This window comes from Thermithiobacillus plumbiphilus (genome assembly GCF_038070005.1).
GTDB lineage: Bacteria > Pseudomonadota > Gammaproteobacteria > Acidithiobacillales > Thermithiobacillaceae > JBBPCO01.
Genome location: NZ_JBBPCO010000008.1, coordinates 102,366 through 121,377, shown reverse-complemented (window position 1 = coordinate 121,377; position 19,012 = coordinate 102,366). Strand labels below are relative to the sequence as shown.

Below are 19,012 nucleotides of genomic sequence, written 5' to 3'. Positions count from 1 at the left end.
AAACCTCATGTCAGAAGATCTCGCCCGCGCCGCCCTGCGCTACCACGCTGAACCCCGTCCCGGCAAGCTCTCGGTGGAATCAAGCAAGCCCCTGGAAAGCCAGCGGGATCTCGCTCTGGCCTACACGCCGGGCGTGGCGGAACCGGTACGCGCCATTGCCGCCGACCCCGCGGCCGCCTACCAATACACCGGCAAGGGCAACCTGGTGGCGGTGATCAGCAACGGCACGGCAGTCCTTGGCCTGGGCAATGTCGGGCCGCTGGCGGGCAAGCCGGTGATGGAAGGCAAGGCCGTACTGTTCAAGCACTTCGCCGGCATCGATGTCTTTGACATCGAGGTGAACGCGCGGGACGCCGAGCACTTCATCGAGGTGGTGGCGGCCATCGCCCCGACTTTCGGCGGCATCAATCTCGAAGATATCGCCGCACCCGACTGCTTTTACATCGAACAGACCCTCAAGGCCCGGCTGGACATCCCGGTTTTCCACGACGACCAGCATGGCACGGCGGTGATCATCTCCGCCGCCCTGCAGAACGCCCTGAAGCTTGCCGGCAAGTCGATGGCCGAAGCCCGCATCGTCTGTCTCGGCGCGGGTGCCGCCGGGCTGGCCAGCATGCGGCTTTTGAAACTGCTCGGCGCGCAGCAAATCACCCTCGTGGACAAGGATGGTGTCCTCTACGCCGGCCGTCCGGATCTCAACGACTACAACCGCCCATATGCGGTGGAAACCGAGGCCCGCAGCCTGGCCGAGGTCCTGCCGGGGGCGGATGTCTTCATCGGTGTGTCGGCGGCCAATGCCCTGCCCCCCGAGCTGCTCGCGCAGATGGCGGTAAACCCGATCGTGTTCGCGCTGGCCAACCCCGACCCGGAGATCCTGCCTGCCACCGCGAAAACCCTGCGCCCGGACGTGATCATGGCCACTGGCCGCTCCGATTTCCCCAATCAGGTCAACAATGTGCTGGGTTTCCCGTTCATCTTCCGGGGCGCGCTCGATGCCCGCGCCAGGGTAATCAGCGACCAGATGCTGATTGCAGCCTCTCAGGCCCTGGCGGCGCTGGCCCATGAGCCGGTCCCGGCCAGCGTGCTGCAGGCCTATGGTCTGGATGCGCTGGCGTTCGGACCCGACTATTTCATTCCCAAGCCGCTCGACCCACGCCTGCTCGATATGGTTGCCGGGGCTGTCGCCCGCGCCGCGCAAGCCTGACCCGGAGATCAAGATGCGTCTCGGCGATCTGGATACAAGCGATCTGGGGCGCATCATTGCCCTGGCCCTGGCCTTTGTCGGGGTGATGCAGCTGGCCTACGTGGTCCTCAACCCCTTTTTCAGGCCACTGACCTGGGCGGCCATTCTGGTTTACATCACCTGGCCCCTGTACCAGGTACTGCGCCGTCTGCTCAATGGCCGGGCAGGCCTGGCCTCGCTGCTGATGACCCTGCTGCTGGCACTGCTCTTCATTCTGCCGGCACTGTGGATCGTGGTGTCCTTCGCCCGCGAGGCCCCTACCCTCCTTGAACAAATCAATGCCTATGTCGAGACCGGCAATCATCGCCTGCCCACCGTCATCACCAACCTGCCCTGGATCGGGGACCTGATCCAGCGTCAATGGGATCAACTGCTGGCCAGCACGCCGGCCTTTCGCCAGCAGATCCTCGGCTGGCTAGGGCAGGGCTCGAAGTATTTCACCACCATTCTTGGTGGACTCGGGCGCAGCACCTTCAAAGCCGCACTGACCGTTTTCACCGCATTCTTCCTGTATCGCCATGGCGAGGAGATCCTGCGCCAGGCGCGACTGGTGGCCATCAGCCTGGTCGGGGACCGCGCCTCGGATTACCTGCAGGCCATTGGCGACACGGTACGCGCCGTGGTCTACGGCATCCTGCTGACGGCCATCGCCCAGGGCCTGCTGGCGGGGCTTGGCTACTGGGTGGCGGGCGTGCCGGCGCCGGTACTGCTGACCATCGTCACCATCCTGCTGGCCCTGGTGCCCTTTGCCACCCCCTTCGTCTGGGGTGGCGTGGCGCTCTGGTTGCTGATCCAGGGCCATACCCTGGAAGCCATCGGCCTGGCACTCTGGGGTACGCTTGTGGTCAGTTGGGTGGACAACCTCATCCGGCCCCTGGTCATCAGCAGCGCCACCAAGATCTCCTTCCTGCTGGTGATGTTCGGGGTGCTCGGTGGCCTGGCGGCCTTTGGACTTGTTGGGCTTTTCATCGGCCCGGTGATTCTCGCCATCCTGCTGGCGATCTGGCGGGAATGGCTGGAAGGCGTGGACGAGAAGGCCGAAGCCATCAAACGCGGCGACAGTCAGCCGCCAGTCGGTTGACGACCTGCGAACATGTCCAGAAAATGATCGCATGAACACGCATTCAGCCCAGACCCCGCTGGATCCCATCCAGCATCAGCGGCGCTTTTTCGAGCGCTTCGCCAATCGTACCCTGCTGGTTCACGATGGCTTCCCAACCGGCTGGTTCGAGGAGCTCCTGAAGCAGCCCGGCGGCGGTGGTCACTTCCGCATCGATACGCGTATCGCACCGGGCTCGCCCCCAACCCCGGTTGAATGGGTGGTGCACGGCTTCGTGCTGCCGCTCGATCTGCCCAAGCCCCTGCTGATGCGCATCGACCGGGATTGCCTTTATCTGCGCCACCTGCAGAAAAACGGATGCTGCGCCCACCCCAGCGAAATCCTGTGGATGCTCGATGACATCCGCGAACGCTATCATGCCCGTCTGCAGGTGGGGCGCGGGACTTTCGAGCCGGCAATGGGCATGCCCCTGACGGAAAACAGTATCGAGACGCCCTATGGCGCCTTCTGAGCTGGAAGACCAGGCGCTGCTGCGTTACAGCCGCCAGATCCTGCTGCCGGGGATCGATGTCGCCGGGCAGCAACGTTTGCTGGCCAGCCGGGTCTTGATCCTGGGTCTCGGTGGCCTGGGCTCGCCGGTAGCGCAATACCTGGCGGCCGCCGGGGTGGGTGAACTCTGGCTGGCCGATGGCGACAGCGTGGACTGGAGCAACCTGCAACGTCAGATCGTGCATGATGAGGCGCATGTCGGCATGAACAAGGCCGAATCCGCAGCAGTGCGTCTGTACGCCTTGAATTCCAGTGTGCATGTGCAGGTGTTACCAATCCATGCGGATGCCAGCCGGCTCGCCGAATGGGTGAAAGGCGTGGATCTGGTGCTGGATTGCACGGACAATTTCACTGCCCGCTTTGCCATCAATGCCGCCTGCCGGGTTGCCGGCAAGCCCCTGATCAGCGCCGCGGCGATCCGCTTCGAGGGCCAGATCTATACCTTCGATCCACGTGATCCGGAATGTCCCTGCTATGCCTGTCTTTATCCCCCGGCCAGCAGCGAGGACAGCGGCGACACCTGTTCGCGCAGCGGTGTGCTGGGACCGATGGTGGGCATCCTGGGCAGCCTACAGGCCCTGGAAGCGCTCAAGTTGCTGGCTGGACTGCCCTCGGCCCTGAGCGGCCAGATGCTGCTGGTGGATGGTCTGCATCAGGACTGGCGACGCCTGCGCCTGCCTCGCGATCCGGATTGCGCGGTCTGCGGCGAAAGGCACGCGCAGCAGGGGGCACAGAGCTCATGATCAAACTACCGCGTCCGCTCATCAATGAGCTGCTCATGCAGGCACAGCGCAATGCCGGCGAGGAAATCTGTGGTCTCATCGGCGCGCGCGAAGGCGAGGCCAGTACCGTGTATCCGGTTCCCAACGGGCTGCACGACCCGCAACGCTTTGTCATGGATGAGGCCGGCCAGATCGCGGCATTCAAGGCCATGCGCGAGGCCGGCGAGACGCTCTTTGCCATCTATCATTCCCATCCGGGCGCCGCAGCCTATCCAAGCGCCACGGATCTTGCCGAAAGCGCCTACCCGGATGCCTACTACCTGATCATTTCGCTCAATACGAAGGGCGTGCTGGAGATGCGCGGCTTTCGCCTGCGCGGTGAGGGGGTGGAAGAGCTGGAAGTGGGGCTCTCCAGTTATTGAGGGCGAGGCTCAGTCCTCGCCCTCCTCCTCGTCTGCCGGGAAATGAGCGACGCGATCCATCTGCCGGGGCAGGCGCCCCTCGGCACAGAGCTGGCGCAGATAGGCATTGAAACCCGCGCCCATGTCCTGGTGCCGCATGGCAAATTCCACCGTGGCGCGCAGATAACCCAGCTTGTAGTCGCAATCGAAACGCTTGCCCTCAAAACGGTAGGCCAGCACTTGCTGTTCCTGTAGCAGGCGGGCGATGGCGTCGGTCAACTGGATCTCCCCTTCCACGCCACGCGGCAGCTCTTCGAGATGCTTGAAGATCTCAGGCGTCAGGATGTAACGGCCCATGACCGCGAGATTGGAGGGCGCTGCACCGGCCGTGGGCTTTTCGACGATGCCGGAAAGCTGATACAGATTTTCGTCGCACAGGCGGCCTTCCACCACGCCGTACTGGGTGGTAACGGCCGGAGAGATTTCCTGCACCCCCAGGATGGGTGTGTTATAGCGCTCGAAGCGCTCCATCATCTGTGCCAGCACCGGTTGGCGGGACAGCATGAGATTGCTGGCCACTAGTACCGCGAAGGGCTCGTCGCCGACGATGCTCCTGGCATAGCGGATGGCATCCCCTAGACCGCGCGGGCGAGGCTGGCGCACGAATACCGCCGAGACATGCGCGGGCATGATGCTGCGCACGACCTCCAGCAGCGCTTTCTTGCCACGCTCTTGCAGTTCCCGCTCCAGCTCATAGGACACGTCGAAGTGGTCGGTAATGGCCGACTTGCTGCGCCCGGTAATGAAGATGATCTGGTCGCAGCCGGCGGCGATGGCTTCTTCCACCGCATATTGAATCAGCGGCTTGTCCACCACCGGCATCATTTCCTTGGGGCTGGCCTTGGTGGCAGGCAGAAAACGCGTACCCATGCCCCCGACGGGGAAAACGGCCTTTCTGACGCTTTGCATCCACAGTCTCCTCTGGTGCGGGTTCATCTGAACCGTGCAGGTTCAGCCCGCTATCTCTAAGATCAAATCCCCATGCTTCGGACCGCAGTGTCGGGTCGGAGCAATGCAATGCGGAAGGCCTGGACCGGCCAGCATTCCATGCAGGCCACAATCATATTATCAACGTGATGAGATTAGTGGATGGGTGCGAGGCGGAAAACCGCCCAAAGTACCATGAAGGCTGATGCTTTCAGGGAAACCAGTGGTTCAACGCAACCAGCCCTTGTGCCGGAAGTACAGGAAGGGCGCGGTCACGGACAGCACCATGAGTAGCAGGGAGAAGGGATAGCCGAAGGACCAGCCGAGTTCTGGCATGTGCTCGAAATTCATGCCGTAGATGGAGGCGATCAGGGTGGGCGGCAGCAGCGCCACGGAGGCCACCGAGAAGATCTTGATGATCTTGTTCTGGTTGATGTTGATGAAGCCGACCGTGGCATCCATGAGGAAGTTGATCTTGTCAAAGAGAAAGGAGGTGTGGCCGTCCAGCGACTCGATATCACGCAGGATCTGGCGCGCTTCCTCGAACTGCTCGGTGTTGAGCAGCCGCTCGCGCATCAGAAAGGACACCGCGCGGCGAGTATCCAGGGCGTTGCGCCGGATGCGGCCATTGAGATCTTCCTCGCGAGCGATGCTGGCCAGCACCTCGGCCGCCACTTCGTCGGTCACATGGGTGTTGAGTACCTTCTGGCTGACCTGCTCCAGCTGCGCGTAGACGCCTTCAAGGGCATCGGCCGAGTACTCGGCATCGGTGGCATAAAGGTCCAGCAGCACGTCCTTGGCATTCTCGACGTAACCGGGCTGGGTGCGCGCGCGCATGCGCAGCAGGCGAAATACCGGCAGGTCTTCCTCATGCACGCTGAAGAGCACGCTGTTGTGCAGCACGAAGGCAGTCTGGATGCTGCGGGTATCATGCTCGTCATCGAGAATGAAATCGGAACGCAGGTGCAGTTCGCCCAGATCGCCGGTAAAGAAACGCGCACTGGCTTCGATGTCTCCCAGGTCTTCTGGATCGGGCAGCGCCAGGCCAAAGAGCTCTTCGGCCCAGCCGCGCTCTTCGGGAGTCGGATCGACGAAATCGATCCAGATGGGGCGGACTGCGGCCAGGTCGGCCTGGCTTTCGATATGTACCTGATTCAGGCGGCCACTGGCGAGTTCAAAGGCGTTGATCATGGGCGTTCCTGAAGAATCAGGGGCGGAGGCAGCGCGCAGCTTAAACCGGGCCATCAGGCAAGTAAAGGCCGCCAAAGTCGGGAAAAGGGAAATGCTCAGGCGCGGCCCATGACCACGCCCGACAGGAGGCTGTCTTAGAAGAAAGTGCCGTCCAGAGGACTGCTGGCGGAGGCATGCAGCTTTTTCGGCATGCGCCCGGCCAGGAAGGCCGCGCGCCCGGCTTCGACACCCAGGCGCATGGCGCTTGCCATCAGCACCGGATCCTTGGCCGCGGCGATGGCAGTGTTGAGCAGCACACCGTCACAGCCGAGTTCCAGGGCAATGGCGACGTCGGATGCCGTGCCGACGCCGGCATCCACCAGGATGGGCACCTGCGCCTGCTCCAGAATCAGTTTCAGATTATAGGGATTGCGGATGCCCAGGCCCGAGCCGATCGGGGCCGCCAGGGGCATGACCGCGACGCAGCCCATGTCCTCGAAGCGCTTGCAGGCGACCGGGTCGTCGGTGGCATAGACCATCACCTTGAAGCCCTCGCGGATGAGCACTTCGGCGGCCTTGAAGGTCTCCACCATGTCCGGAAACAGGGTTTTCGGGTCGCCGATCACTTCGAGCTTCACGAGATCCCAGTCGCCCAGCTCGCGTGCCAGCCGGCAGGTGCGCACGGCATCCTCGGCGGTGTAGCAGCCGGCGGTATTGGGCAGGATGGTGTATTTGTCCGGCGAGATGACATCCAGCAGGTTGGGCTCATCGGGGTTCTGGCCAAGATTGGTGCGGCGCAGGGCGACGGTGACGATCTCGGCGCCCGAGGCCTCGACGGCCGCCCGGGTTTCTTCCAGATCCTTGTATTTGCCAGTGCCCACCAAAAGGCGGGAGCGGTACTCCCGCCCGGCTATCAGCAGGGGATCAGGGTGATGGGACATGACAACTCCTTATTGCGTGTTGCTGGGGAAGCGGGCCGCCCGATGGATGGAAGGCCAGGCCTAGCCGCCACCGATGGCCTGCACGATCTCAATCCGGTCACCGTCGGCCAGCCGGGTGTCGGCATGGCGACCGCGCGGCAGGATGCCCAGGTTCAGTTCCACGGCAACGCGCCTGCCGGCGAGATCCAGCCTTTGCAGCAGTTCGGTGACGGTGATGGGATGGTCCAGCGGGTATTCGGACCCATTCAAAAAGATTCGCATGCGCTGATCCTATGCGGAGCGGCGGCATGCGTCAAGGCGGGAAAGCAGCCGGGCAATCCTCTCTTACTGCGCGGCCTTGGCGGGTTTCTGTCCGGCCTTTTCCATGAGCACCGCGCAGTCATGATCCTTGGCCTGCGGGGTATCGACCAGGGGCAACAGCGCGGCAATCGGACTCAGCAGGGTACCAAGCGCCACGGCAGCACCGGTCTTGACGGCGACATCTGTCTTGTCGATGCCGAAATCAGGCTTCTTGAAGCTGCCACTCAGATACAGCGGTGTGCGGCCCGAGAGCAGACTGTAGCGTTTGGGTTCTGGCAGGAAGGTGAGATGCATGCGTTCCTTGCCAAGATCAATCGTGCCACGGCCATGGATATTGGTGGAGGTGGTATCAATGAGCAGGGTATCGGTTTTCATGACGCCATCCCTGACATCGAAATCCGCCACGGCGCAGCGAATGGTGGCACGCTTGTCACCACCCAGAAAATAGTAGATCGCCTTGTCGGCATGGATCTGCGCCAGGGACAGCAAGAGATTGCTGGTGCCGCCACCACCCATGACCAACCCGAGCTTTCCATCCGCGCTGGCGGCCATGTCCGCTATGGAATTGCCGCGCATGTCCAGCTCCGCCTTGCCGCCGATCCGCCCGGTACTGGTCTTGGCAAGATTCAGGGTGGGCATCAGGCGCTTGAGATAGAGGCTGCGCACGGTGGCATTCAGCCGGGTCTTGATGGGATTCTTGCTGGCATCGAGCACGACGTTGGAGACCACATTGCCGCCCGCCACGCCGAAATTCAGCGGCTTCAGGGTCAGGACACCGTTCTCGAGGACCAGGTGGGTGCTGATGTCATCGAAGGGCATTTTCCTGGTCTTGATGTTGGCAGCGCGAAATTTCACATCGGCATCGGCAGCGCGCAGGCGGTCCAGCTTGTAAGGCCTGTCCGGCAACACCCGCGGGCTTTTCTCTGCCCTGGCGGCTTCGGCCTGCTGCTCGGGAGAGGCCGTTTCACCCTTGCCGGTCTTGGGCGTGCCGCCGATCAGGCCAGCCAGATCATCGAGATCGAGGTTTTTTGAAACGAGATCGCCGCGCATGAGTGGACGCTCGTTGCCGAGATCCACGGCGAACTGACCCGCAAGATCGCTATCTCCCACGGAACCCTTGAAATCCGCAAAGGACCAGACCGGCCCCTGGCGGCGCAGGTGGCCGGCCAGCCGATAGGGTGGGGTCTTGGGCAGGGGCGTGCCGACGATGGGATAGAGCTTGGCGAGATCATCGCCCTGCAGCTTCATGTCGACATTGATGCCGACCAGTTTGACAGGATCGGTGATGGTGCCGGTGGCCTCGGCCCGGGTCTTGCCAATGCTGGCGCTGACTTTCAGAGGGTAGGGATCTTTGACATTGCGCAGGGACAGCAGTGAGCCACCCTGCCCTTCGAGCTTGAAAGCTTCGCCTTTGTAATGTCCCTCACCAAGCACGGCGATGGAGGCCTCGCGCCGCCCGGCCAGGGGCGGACGGGTATCGGCCAGCAGGCGAATGTCGATTTCCTTGGCGGGATCACGGAAGGCGAGCACGCCCTGGTCTATGTTCAGCGCGCCGATGGTCGGCGGAGACGACTGCTTGTTCGGCTCCTGCTTGCCCATGACCCAGTTTTTCTGCCCTTGGGGTCCGGTTTCAAGGAGGATGTCAGGCCGGGTCATGCTCAGTTCGGGAATGATTACCTCCCCCTTGAGCAGGGGCCAGAGCCGGATGCGAAATTCCAGGGCATCCATGCTGAGCATGTCCGGGCGGCTGCCCCAGGAGGCATTACCGAGCACGATCCTTTCCATGCGGATACGCGGCGTCATGGACAGGTCCACATCCAGATCGCCATTGATGGCAAAGGATCGCTCTGTGCGCTGACTGACCTGCTTGGCAACGACACCGCGCAGCATGTTCCAGTCGAATAGCGCGACGCCGATGGCGATCAGCAGCACCAGGACACCAAGAACGATTCCCGCTTTCTTTGCCCGGCTGGATGCCATGGAGTATCCCCGTTGTCAGTGGACACGACATTTCAAGGAAAAGCGGCGAACCCGATCACATCCTGATTGGTTCGGGTCTTGTCAGGACGATGATCGGCAGGAATGAAGCACCCGGCAAAATTAACACGCCCAGGGCGGCAGGCAGCATCCTACAAAGGTTTGCGTGGTGGGTTCCGATTCAGGCGGCGGGATAGGCAGGCAGCGTGCTCAGGCGCGGGTCCTCCACCGGCTCCCCGACGGTGAAGTGATAGAGATCCTGGAACTGGCGATTCTTGAGACCAAGCAGGTCATGCACGGCGTCATCGAAGTAGCAGCCGATGCCAGTGCCGCGCAGCCCTCGGGCCTCCGCTTCAAGATAAAGGATCTGGCCCAGGGCGCCACATTCCCAGAAGAGCTCGCGATAACGCCAGGGTCCTTCGGCCAGCGGAGTCTCGAATTCCGCGAGCATGGCCAGCGAAAAGGCGGAATCCGCGGCGATATCCTGATGGCAGCTCAGCAGGCGCGCCGCCGACTGCATGTCGGTAGGCAGGAGCATGCGAAAGGAGATATGGGCCGGGCAGCCCGGCACCGTTTCCCAGAGCCAGTCCGGGCGCATGGCGGCCTGGAGACTGGGAAGCGCCTCGGGGAGGCGGGCCAGCAGGTAGAGCCCGGGGGTGAGCCCCTGCACCCGATGCACGAAAAAGCAGAGATGCACGCGCGGCGCCCAGGGCAGCGCATCCAGGGGCGGCAGCTGCGGGCGCGGCAGCAGGAGATCGAGGAGCTGGAAAAAGCTGTTGCGCGACATGCCGCCCACACCGTCGAAATCCACCGCGCTGCGGCGCTGGCGAATGATGCGGGTGGCCGGAACAGCCGATTCGATGGGCGCAGGTGGCGGCAGCTCACTCTGGGCCGCTTTTTGGACTTCGCTTGAAATGCGTGGTTTGACAGTTGCTTCGCTGGCCGCGTCGATGGCCGGCCAGAGCCGGTGCTGCGGACTCAGGCGATTGGCCTGGCCCTGCCAGCGGGCATCAGCAAGGACCGCCAGCAAATCATCGGGATCGGGCGCCATCAGTTCGGGCCCGATCCAGAGCAGCAGGTCCGGCGTTTCGCGCTCCGCATCCGCAAAGTCCCCTGCCCGGTCCAGCCCCAGCAGCGCGGCAATGTCCGCATCGCCCCATCCATCCAGCAGCCGGGCCTGCCAGCCCAGGGTTGCGGCGGCATAGCGCAAGGCCGCCAGGGCGTGCCCCGCATCGTGCTGGCAGTAACGGTAGGCGCGTTCGCCGTATTTCCAGGCCTCGCGCCAGTGAATGCTGCTCAGGCCCACGATCACGCCCTTGCCCGGCCAGGCCGCATCCCAGCCAGCACCTGGCCGGGCGCGGGTTTCAAGCAGGTGCTCGAGGCTCAGATAATGGTAGATGCCACCGGGCAGATCCGGCAGATCGGGGCAGACCAGGTAGGCCTCGGTGGGGTGGAGATTGCCACTGGAAGGATTGCAGCGCAGTGCCCAGCGCGTCTGTCCCACCGCCTTCCAGGCCGACAGGGCCATCGACAGCTCAAAAAGAATGCCGACATGCTCGCGATCCAGGAGGCTGGAACTCACATGACCCGCTTGATGCAACGCGGAAAAAGGCAGGGTGATCCGGTCGGCGGCCAGGGACAGCGGCAGATGCTCGCTACCGGTGTAGCGGCGAAAGGGGTCGGGCTGGGTCGCCCAGTCCAGTTGTCCGGGGCCTGCGGCATAGCGGTTCAGATGATGCTTGGTCCGCTCGTGATACTGCACGATGGCTTCGAAATCATCGGGCATCTCCCCTCCTTCGCAGACCAGATGCAGCTTGGCTGGACCGCTATGAACTAAAGCGCCTTGACCTGAGTGGCGCCGCAGCGCCCACAACGCAGGCGGGAGACCAGGCGCCCCGCCTTCACGTCAAAGACCTGCTGCTGATCCACTTCCCACTGGTGAAAACCGCGCCGGCACAGGGTATTGCCCGCATGACGCGCCTTGGGTTTGGGAAAGCGCAGGACCTCGCTCACGGCTCAGTGCTCCGGCGGCACGTAGCCCTCCGGCTGCACGCCGCCCTCGCCGAAGAAATAGTCCTCCATCTGCTTTTCCAGGAACTGACGGGCCTTGGGATCCATGGGCGACAGACGGTATTCATTGATCAGCATGGTCTGGTGCTTCAACCAGCCGGCCCAGGCTTCCTTCGAGACGTTCTGCCAGATGCGCTTACCCAGTTCGCCTGGATAAGGAGGTACCGCCAGACCTTCGGCTTCCTGCCCAAGCTTCACACAATTGACCATTCTCGCCATGATGCGCTCCTTTCAAGATGTTTTAAATTTGACCGCGGGATCACCGGGATGATCCGCGCATTCTAACCAAAGCGGCCCGTCAATCCTACCAGAGCTTTGGCTGCCCGGTGCCGGCAAGCTGATGCAGGATGCGCTCGGTCGGCCGCGCCAGGCCACGTCTGCCCGGGTCGGCCGGGGACACCCAGGCGAGATCTTTGGCATCCCGGATGCCCTTGGTGCCCATTGAACGCATCAGCAGCGGGATATAATCCAGATGAAAATGCGTGAAAGTATGACGCGCGGCCGGCAACGCGCCCGCAACTTGCAGATGCAGCCCGAGATCCGCTGCAAAGCCTTGCGCGGCCTCACTCGGGCCTTCCAGCTCATCACGCGCGCGCTGGGGCAGTGTCCAGAGCCCACCCCAGAGCCCGGCCGGCCCCTGGCGCTGTAGCAGCACGCGATGCTGGCCATCCTCGATGATGCTCAGCCAGGCCAGACGCACCGGCATTTGCCGCCGCTCAGGCCGGCGCGGCAGTTGCGCCGTCAATCCCTGCAAGTATGCCTGACAGCCCGGCTGCAGAGGGCAGAGCGCACAGGAGGGCTTGCTGCGGCTGCACAGCGTGGCACCCAGATCCTGAATGGCCTGATTGTAATCATGCGCTGCATTCACAGGCGTTTCGGCCTCGGCCAGCGACCAGAGCAGACGCTGGCCCTCGCTGCTGGCGGGGTCGCCTGCAAAGGCATGATAGCGGCTCAGGACGCGCTTGACGTTGCCGTCGAGAATGGCCCAATCCTGGTCATAGGCGCTGGCGAGGATGGCATGTGCGGTGCTGCGACCAATGCCCGGCAGACTCATGGCGACAGCGGGGTCCGCGGGAAAGCGGCCGCCGTGCTCGGTCACGATCACTTTCGCGCAGGCATGCAGGTTGCGGGCGCGGGCGTAATAACCCAGCCCGGTCCAAAGATGCAACACTTCATCAATGTCCGCCGCGGCGAGGCGCTCAAAGTCGGGAAAGCGCTGCAGGAATCGCTGGTAGTAGGGCAGCACGGTTTTGACCTGGGTCTGCTGCAGCATGATCTCGGCCAGCCACAGGGCATAAGGGTCGCGCGTCTGGCGCCAGGGCAAATCCAGACGGCCATTTTCCCGGTACCAGGCCAGCAGCGCAGGCGCGATGGGTTCAGCGGACATGCCAGCCCTCACCATTCATCCCCAGTTCCAGAAGCAGATTGCGCCCGGAAAGCTTGCCGCTTTCGAAGCGGGCGAGCCGCAGTTCGCCCGAGACCGGCCAGTCCGGCAGCGGGGCTGCATTGGCGGCAGTTGTCGTGGAAGCCTTGCCCGAGCCGGCGGGCAGATAGCGATCCAGGGACAGATGATCCATTTGCGCGAAGAACTGTGCCTGAAAAGGTGCTGCATGCAGGCGCAGCCAGCCGGAAAAGCTGCTCTGGTCCAGCCGGCCATCGGCCACGCGCAGCAGCCAGTCATCATTGGTCTGGGTGAAAGCCAGGCGCAGGGCAGCCTGCGCATAGACCTGAGGATCACGCGTGGATGGCAGGGGAAAGCCCCAGGCACCTGCCAGCCGACGAAGATCAAAGGGCGGCATCTGCACTTCACCCCTCAAGCTGGCATCAGCGCCCTGATAACGGACCCAGCCGGAGGCCCTGGCACCCTCACCGGCATCGACCTGCAGGGCATTGAGCGCCAGAGACAGAGGGCTGGTTTGCAGCACGAGATCGGACTTGCCCGCCAGCTGCCGGCCCTGAACATGCAGCCGAGCAGTCAAGCCCCGGGCTTGCCAATGTTGGCCATTCGCACCCTGGCGGGACAGCACTGGCGCCCTGAGCTGCAGCATGACGGGCTTTTTCGCGGCAAGCGTCAGGTCGAGCCCGGAGTCGGCAAGGCCCGCCAGCCAGCTTGCAGGCCCGGGCTGAATCCGGGTGGCGAAATCCAGCCGCCCGGCCTGCTCGCCGAATTGCCACCGGCCACCCAGATGCAGCGGAAAGGCCTGCTGCCGCTGGATATTGTCCATCTGACCGCCAAGATCCGTGAGGAGCAGTTGCCGACGATTCTGATCCTGCCAGGAAAGCCGCCCATGGCGCAGGCGCAGGGTATCGAGTGACTGGAACAGAGAGGGTCCGGGCTTTGGCTGCAGTAAACGCTGCATCAGCACCTGCCAATTGCCGACGCCCTGGGCATTGCGCTGCAGCATCAATCGCGCACCGTCGATTTCAAAGTCCCGCAGCCGCAGCTTGCGTTGACGCAGCCAGGGCCAGGGCTCAAGACCCACGCGCAGGCGTTCGACAGCGAGCAGATCGCCACCGAAACCGGCATCGGCCGGCACGTGTATCTGGTTCAGCTGCACCGAAGGGATGGGCAGCAACTGGAGATCCACCACGCCTTCCACCCGGACCGGTCGGCCCGCCTGCTCGCTCAGTCCCCGCACGATCAGGCCACGCAAATAGTCCGTTTCCCGCAGATAGAGCATGAGCGCCAGCAGCAATGTCAGCAGCAGCGCCAGCAGGATGGCGGTCCAGCGCAGGCCAGCCGCGATAGTCCGGCCGGAAAGCAACTTCACATGCAGCTTAAAAGTTGCTCGGCATACTGCCGGGCATCTGCGTAACTCGCCCCCCGGATGATTTCCTTGACCTCGGGAATGGCGCTGGGATGCATGCTGAACTCCTGCAGGCCCAGCCCCAGCAACAGCCGGGTATAACGCGGATCACCCGCCATTTCCCCGCACATGGCCACTGGAATGCCGGCCTGGCGGCCTGCGCGGATGGTATTGGCGATCAGGTGCAGCACCCCTGGATGCAGGGGATCGTAAAGGTAGTTCACGTCGTCATCGACACGGTCGATGGCGAGCGCATACTGAATCAGGTCATTGGTGCCGATGGAAAAGAAATCCAGGTGGCGGGCAAAGGCACAGGCCGCCATGGCCACGGCAGGGACCTCCACCATGCCGCCAATCGGCATCTGCGGGTCGAAGGCATGGCCCTCCGCCGTCAGCTCTTCCCGGATTTCCTTCACCAGGGCCAGAGCCTGGTGCACCTCCTCAATGGCGGAGATCATCGGAATCATCATCCGCATGTGCCCAAAAGCCGAGGCCCGCAGGATGGCGCGCAACTGGGGCCGGAACAGGTCCGGCTCGCGCAGGCACATGCGGATGGCGCGCAGACCCAGAGCCGGATTGAGGACATGGCTGTGCGTACCGGCTTCCCGGCGTGAACCATCGACCTGCTTGTCGGCCCCCAGATCCAGGGTGCGGATGGTCACCGGATGGCCGTCCATGACCTGCACCACGCGCAGATACGCCTCGAACTGCTCCTCTTCGCCCGGCGGCTCCTTGCGGTTCATGTACAGGAACTCGGTGCGGTACAGCCCGACGCCGCTGGCCCCATATTCCTCCGCCAGCGTAACCTCCTCGGGCAGCTCGATATTGGCCTTCAGCTCCACGGTCACGCCGTCGGTGCTGCAGGCCGGCAGATGCCGCTGGCGGATGAGCCGGCGCTCGCGCACATGGCGACGCTGCCGGGCAGACTCGAATTGTGCGATCACTGCCGGTTCCGGGTTCACCAGCACCATGCCGAGATCACCATCCACCACCAGCAGATCATTGCTGCGGATGAGCTGGGTGCCATTGCGCAGGCCCACCACCGCGGGCAGGCGCAGACTGCGGGCGATAATGGCGGTGTGCGAGGTCGGCCCGCCAAAATCCGTAACGAATGCAGCGACCTGATCGCGTTTCATCAGTACGGTATCCGCCGGCGACAGATCGTCGGCAATGATGATGTGTTCCGAGGCCAGCCAGCTGCGATTCGGTCCATGCTGGCCCAGCAGGTTGCGCAATACCCGCTCGGTCACCTGCATCACATCGACCTTCTTGGCGCGCAGGTATTCGTCCTCCATGCGGTCGAAGATCTCCACCAGCCGATCCCGCTGGCGCTTGATGGCCCACTCGGCGTTGATCTGCTCCTCGCGGATGGCCCGCATCGGGCGCTCCCGCAGGGCGGAATCATCGAGCATCAGCAGATGGGCATTGATGAAGAAGGCGGTGTCCTGCGGCGCATCCTCGGGGATGGCGTCGCGCACGGCCAGCAACTGCTCGCGGGTCTGGCTCAGGGCCGCCTGCAGGCGCAACACCTCCTGCTCGATCTCCGCCTTTGGCAGGTTATACTCCGGGATCTCCAGATTGAAGCGTTCCAGCACGAAGGCCCGGCCAATGACAATGCCGCCGGAAACGCCGATGCCAGCCAGCTCGAAGCTCATTCTTCCTCTCCAAAGCGGGAAGCGGCCAGGGCCAGCAGGGCCTCAGCGCAGGCTTGCGCCTGATCGCCCTCGGTCTCCAGGGTGAGTACCGTGCCCTTGGAGGCCGCCAGCATCATCACCCCCATGATGCTCTTGCCATTGACCCGCTTGCCGCAGCGTTCCAGCCAGACCTCACAGGGAAAGCTGGAGGCCAGGGTGACGAACTTGGCGGACGCCCGGGCGTGCAGCCCAAGCTTGTTGACGATAGTGAATTCCGTGCGCATCTCCCCCCCTTGCGACTTATGGCGCGCCATTGCCGGTGCCGGCCTGCTGGGTATCCACCCTTTTGTCGCCGCAATTTCGCCAGTAATCAATCATCTCGCTGGCCAGCAGAATGCCTTCCCGACCACCCTGGATGGCGCGCTCGATGGTATCCCCCAGACTGGCCTGGCGGGCACTCATGATCCGCACCAGCATGGGCAGGTTCACGCCGCTGAGCACGTCCACGCGCCCCGCCTCCACCAGCGACATGGCGACATTCGAGGGCGTGCCACCGAAAAGATCAGTGAGAATCAGCACGCCAGCACCCTGGTCCACCCGCCGCACGGCGCCTTCCACCCGTTCGCGGACGAGCTCGACGGCATCATCGCGGTCCACGCCGATGCATTCGAAACAGGGGTGCTCGGGCCCCAGCACATGAAAAAGACTCTTGGCCAGGGCCTCGGCCAGACCATCATGGGTAACGATCACGACACCGATCATGGCAGTACCCGGACCTGCGCCAGCTCGCGATGATGCAGAATGACCTTGCGCCCGGGCGCCAGCAGGGCTGCCGCCAGCCGTTCGGCCAGGTAGACACTGCGATGCTGGCCGCCGGTACAGCCCAGGGACACCGTGACATAGTTACGGCACTCCTCCTCGAAGGCTGGCAGCCACTTGCCAAAGAACTGCTGCAGGTCCTGAAACATGGATTCCACGCTCGCTTGTGCAACCAGAAAATCGGCGACAGGCTGGTCCTGACCGGTCAAAGGTTGCAATTTGGGATCGTAATGGGGATTGGGCAAACCGCGCAGATCGAAGACGAAATCCGAATCCAGCGGCACGCCATGCTTGTAGCCAAAAGACTGAAAGAGCAGCACCAGCCCATCCTGCTCCCGACTGGCCAGGCTCCAGGCCTGCACCCGGGTGCGCAGCTGGTGGGTATTGATCTGGGAAGAGTCGATGCGTTTGCTGGCCGCCCCCAGCAACGGCTGCACCATTTCCCGTTCGCGCTGCAACCCATCGCGCAGGGCCAGGGCAAACTGCCCCTGGTCTTCTCCGCCCGCACTGGTCAGGGGATGACGCCGGCGCGTCTCGCTGAAGCGCTTGATCAGGCTTGCCTCGTCGGCCTCCAGGAAAAGGATGCGCGGCTTGATGCCCTGGCTGTCGAGCAATTCCAACTCAGCCGGCAAGGCGCCGAGGAAGGCGCGGTTGCGCACATCGATGCTGACCGCCGCGCGGATCTCGCTCGAATCGGCTTGACTCAGGAGCTGTTCGCCAAAGCGCGACAGCAGGGTGGCCGGCAGGTTATCGACACAGTAATACCCCTGATCCTCCAGGGCCCGCAGCGCGGTCGACTTGCCCGAGCCGGACAAGCCGCTGATGATGATGAAATCCATGTCAGTCACCCGAATTCGGGATGGTCGGCAATGTGCCGGGAGCCGCATCCGCCGGAATCATCGACCGATGCAGCTGGGCCTCGAACTGGGCCAGGGTGTCCACCCCGGATTCCTTGAGAAACTGGCTGCGCGCCGCCACTTCCACCAGTACGGCCAGATTGCGCCCGGGCATCACCGGCAGGGTGATCCGCGGGATCGAAACGCCCAGGATCGGCAACTCCCCCACCGCTCCGCGCAGGCGGTCGATGCCCGCCATATCCGCTACGGTCATGCGCTTGAGCTCGACGGCCAGACGCAGGCGCTTGGAACGCAGGATCGCTGCCGTGCCGAACATGTCGCGAATATTGATGATACCCAAGCCGCGCACTTCCAGATAGTCCTGGATGGCGGGCGGACAACTGCCGACGATGACATCCGGCGCGGTACGCGCAAACTCCACGGCATCGTCCGCGATGAGCCGGTGTCCATGACTGAGCAGTTCCAGCGCCAGTTCGCTCTTGCCGATGCCGGACTCGCCCATGAGAAAGATCCCCATGCCCAGCACGTCCATGAACACGCCATGGCGGGTCTCGCGCTCGGCCAGCAAGCGCGACAGAAAATACTGGATGCGGGCAACCAGATAGGGCGCGGGCAAGGAGGAAGAGAACACCGGGAATTCGGCGGCATTGGCGGCTTCGAGCAGAAAATCGGGCGCCGGCCGCCCCTCGCCGATCACCAGGGCCACCAGCGAGGGTACGAACAGCTGTTGCGCCAGGCGCTCGGCTTTCCCGGCACAATGCTGCTCCAGGTAATGGAGTTCGGCCGCGCCCAGTACCTGGACCAGATTGGGATGGATGAAATTCAGAGGCCCGACCAGCGTGGTCCGGGGCAGTTCATGGCTGGTGGCAGGCGATGCCCCCTGTTCGGTCCAGTGCAGGGTTTCCAGACAGCGCTCGCCGCCGCGACGCCCGGCGACCCAGACCAGTTGCAGGGGATCGCGCAATTGCTCGAACAAGGCGTTGACGCTGATCCGGCCGGGATGTTCCTCAAGCATGGTCAGGGAGCCTGATCGAGCAGGATCTGATAAAGCTCTTCCGGGGAGGCAGCTTTCAGCAGGCGCGCCCGCAGATCCGGACGGCTGAAGATCTCGGCCAGCCCGGCCAGCAGTTGCAGGTGTTCAGTGGTGCTTTCCGCCGGCACCAGCAGGGCAAAGACCAGGCGCACAGGCTCCTCGTCGGCGGCATCGAAGTCCAGGCCCGCCGGATAGCGCCCAAAGGCGCCGATGGCCTGCTGCAGCCCGGCCACCCGGCCATGGGGAATGGCTACCCCATGGCCGATGGCGGTACTCCCGAGCCGCTCACGTCCAGACAGGCTGCTGAACACCTCGGGAGAGGACTCGCTGTCCAGCCCGCGGCTCAACAGCTCCGCCATCTGTTCGAGAGTACGCTTCTTACTCCCGGCGGCCAGATCGCTGGCAATGCGGCTTGGGTCCAGCAGGGATGCAATGTGCATGG

General features: G+C 63.5%; 21 protein-coding genes. 5 read left to right on the top strand and 16 right to left on the bottom strand.

The genetic code is table 11. The features are described from left to right. Positions 1 to 7 precede the first annotated feature (7 nt). The 5 genes from WOB96_RS09365 to WOB96_RS09345 are packed head-to-tail and all read left to right on the top strand — an operon-like array spanning position 8 to position 3,996. Positions 8 to 1,204 (top strand): malic enzyme-like NAD(P)-binding protein, encoded by a 1,197-nt coding sequence (locus WOB96_RS09365; protein ID WP_341371033.1) that lies wholly within the window; start codon positions 8 to 10, stop codon positions 1,202 to 1,204. A 13-nt stretch (positions 1,205 to 1,217) separates the two neighbouring features. Then, positions 1,218 to 2,324, top strand: a complete 1,107-nt coding sequence (locus WOB96_RS09360; protein ID WP_341371032.1) for an AI-2E family transporter — start codon at positions 1,218 to 1,220, stop codon at positions 2,322 to 2,324. Between the two features lie 31 nt (positions 2,325 to 2,355). Then, positions 2,356 to 2,814, top strand: coding sequence for a hypothetical protein (locus WOB96_RS09355; RefSeq protein WP_341371031.1), 459 nt, complete (start codon positions 2,356 to 2,358; stop codon positions 2,812 to 2,814). After that, complete coding sequence (locus WOB96_RS09350) at positions 2,801 to 3,595, top strand: HesA/MoeB/ThiF family protein (RefSeq protein ID WP_341371030.1); 795 nt, start codon at positions 2,801 to 2,803, stop codon at positions 3,593 to 3,595. The genes WOB96_RS09355 and WOB96_RS09350 overlap by 14 nt, the downstream gene beginning before the upstream one ends. After that, positions 3,592 to 3,996: a M67 family metallopeptidase gene (locus tag WOB96_RS09345; RefSeq protein WP_341371029.1), complete on the top strand. Its 405-nt coding sequence runs from the start codon at positions 3,592 to 3,594 to the stop codon at positions 3,994 to 3,996. The genes WOB96_RS09350 and WOB96_RS09345 overlap by 4 nt, the downstream gene beginning before the upstream one ends. Before the next feature lie 9 nt (positions 3,997 to 4,005). On the opposite strand, the gene galU is transcribed toward WOB96_RS09345, so the two are convergent. From galU to WOB96_RS09265, 16 genes are all read right to left on the bottom strand, one after another. Beyond that, complete coding sequence (gene galU / locus WOB96_RS09340) at positions 4,006 to 4,944, bottom strand: UTP--glucose-1-phosphate uridylyltransferase GalU (protein WP_341371028.1); 939 nt, start codon at positions 4,942 to 4,944, stop codon at positions 4,006 to 4,008. 246 nt (positions 4,945 to 5,190) lie between these two features. Then, positions 5,191 to 6,153, bottom strand: coding sequence for a magnesium/cobalt transporter CorA (gene corA / locus WOB96_RS09335; RefSeq protein ID WP_341371027.1), 963 nt, complete (start codon positions 6,151 to 6,153; stop codon positions 5,191 to 5,193). 134 nt (positions 6,154 to 6,287) lie between these two features. Next, the gene (locus WOB96_RS09330) at positions 6,288 to 7,073 is read right to left on the bottom strand and encodes a thiazole synthase (protein WP_341371026.1); all 786 of its coding nucleotides are present in this window, start codon (positions 7,071 to 7,073) and stop codon (positions 6,288 to 6,290) included. Positions 7,074 to 7,133: 60 nt separating this feature from the next. Beyond that, on the bottom strand, positions 7,134 to 7,334 hold the full coding sequence (thiS, locus tag WOB96_RS09325; protein ID WP_341371025.1) for a sulfur carrier protein ThiS: 201 nt from the start codon (positions 7,332 to 7,334) through the stop codon (positions 7,134 to 7,136). A 63-nt stretch (positions 7,335 to 7,397) separates the two neighbouring features. Next, on the bottom strand, positions 7,398 to 9,353 hold the full coding sequence (locus WOB96_RS09320; protein ID WP_341371024.1) for an AsmA family protein: 1,956 nt from the start codon (positions 9,351 to 9,353) through the stop codon (positions 7,398 to 7,400). 178 nt (positions 9,354 to 9,531) lie between these two features. Next, positions 9,532 to 11,136 (bottom strand): nitroreductase family protein, encoded by a 1,605-nt coding sequence (locus WOB96_RS09315; RefSeq protein WP_341371023.1) that lies wholly within the window; start codon positions 11,134 to 11,136, stop codon positions 9,532 to 9,534. A gap of 47 nt (positions 11,137 to 11,183) precedes the next feature. Then, entirely contained in the window at positions 11,184 to 11,363 is a 180-nt protein-coding gene (locus WOB96_RS09310; protein ID WP_341371022.1) for a hypothetical protein, read from the bottom strand. 3 nt (positions 11,364 to 11,366) lie between these two features. Beyond that, on the bottom strand, positions 11,367 to 11,639 hold the full coding sequence (locus WOB96_RS09305) for an oxidative damage protection protein (protein ID WP_341371021.1): 273 nt from the start codon (positions 11,637 to 11,639) through the stop codon (positions 11,367 to 11,369). Positions 11,640 to 11,724: 85 nt separating this feature from the next. After that, a complete protein-coding gene (gene mutY, locus WOB96_RS09300; RefSeq protein ID WP_341371020.1) occupies positions 11,725 to 12,807 on the bottom strand; it encodes an A/G-specific adenine glycosylase in 1,083 nt (360 codons plus the stop codon). After that, on the bottom strand, positions 12,797 to 14,191 hold the full coding sequence (locus tag WOB96_RS09295) for an AsmA family protein (protein ID WP_341371019.1): 1,395 nt from the start codon (positions 14,189 to 14,191) through the stop codon (positions 12,797 to 12,799). The genes mutY and WOB96_RS09295 overlap by 11 nt, the downstream gene beginning before the upstream one ends. After that, positions 14,188 to 15,882, bottom strand: a complete 1,695-nt coding sequence (gene ptsP / locus WOB96_RS09290; RefSeq protein ID WP_341371018.1) for a phosphoenolpyruvate--protein phosphotransferase — start codon at positions 15,880 to 15,882, stop codon at positions 14,188 to 14,190. Before ptsP ends, WOB96_RS09295 begins: the two co-directional genes overlap by 4 nt. After that, positions 15,879 to 16,145: an HPr family phosphocarrier protein gene (locus tag WOB96_RS09285; protein ID WP_341371017.1), complete on the bottom strand. Its 267-nt coding sequence runs from the start codon at positions 16,143 to 16,145 to the stop codon at positions 15,879 to 15,881. Before WOB96_RS09285 ends, ptsP begins: the two co-directional genes overlap by 4 nt. Before the next feature lie 16 nt (positions 16,146 to 16,161). Then, the gene (locus tag WOB96_RS09280) at positions 16,162 to 16,623 is read right to left on the bottom strand and encodes a PTS sugar transporter subunit IIA (RefSeq protein ID WP_341371016.1); all 462 of its coding nucleotides are present in this window, start codon (positions 16,621 to 16,623) and stop codon (positions 16,162 to 16,164) included. Further along, complete coding sequence (rapZ, locus tag WOB96_RS09275) at positions 16,620 to 17,528, bottom strand: RNase adapter RapZ (RefSeq protein ID WP_341371015.1); 909 nt, start codon at positions 17,526 to 17,528, stop codon at positions 16,620 to 16,622. The genes WOB96_RS09280 and rapZ overlap by 4 nt, the downstream gene beginning before the upstream one ends. Next, positions 17,521 to 18,552: an HPr(Ser) kinase/phosphatase gene (hprK, locus tag WOB96_RS09270; RefSeq protein ID WP_341371014.1), complete on the bottom strand. Its 1,032-nt coding sequence runs from the start codon at positions 18,550 to 18,552 to the stop codon at positions 17,521 to 17,523. Before hprK ends, rapZ begins: the two co-directional genes overlap by 8 nt. Before the next feature lie 2 nt (positions 18,553 to 18,554). Further along, entirely contained in the window at positions 18,555 to 19,010 is a 456-nt protein-coding gene (locus tag WOB96_RS09265; RefSeq protein WP_341371013.1) for a PTS sugar transporter subunit IIA, read from the bottom strand. Between the last annotated feature and the right edge of the window lie 2 nt (positions 19,011 to 19,012).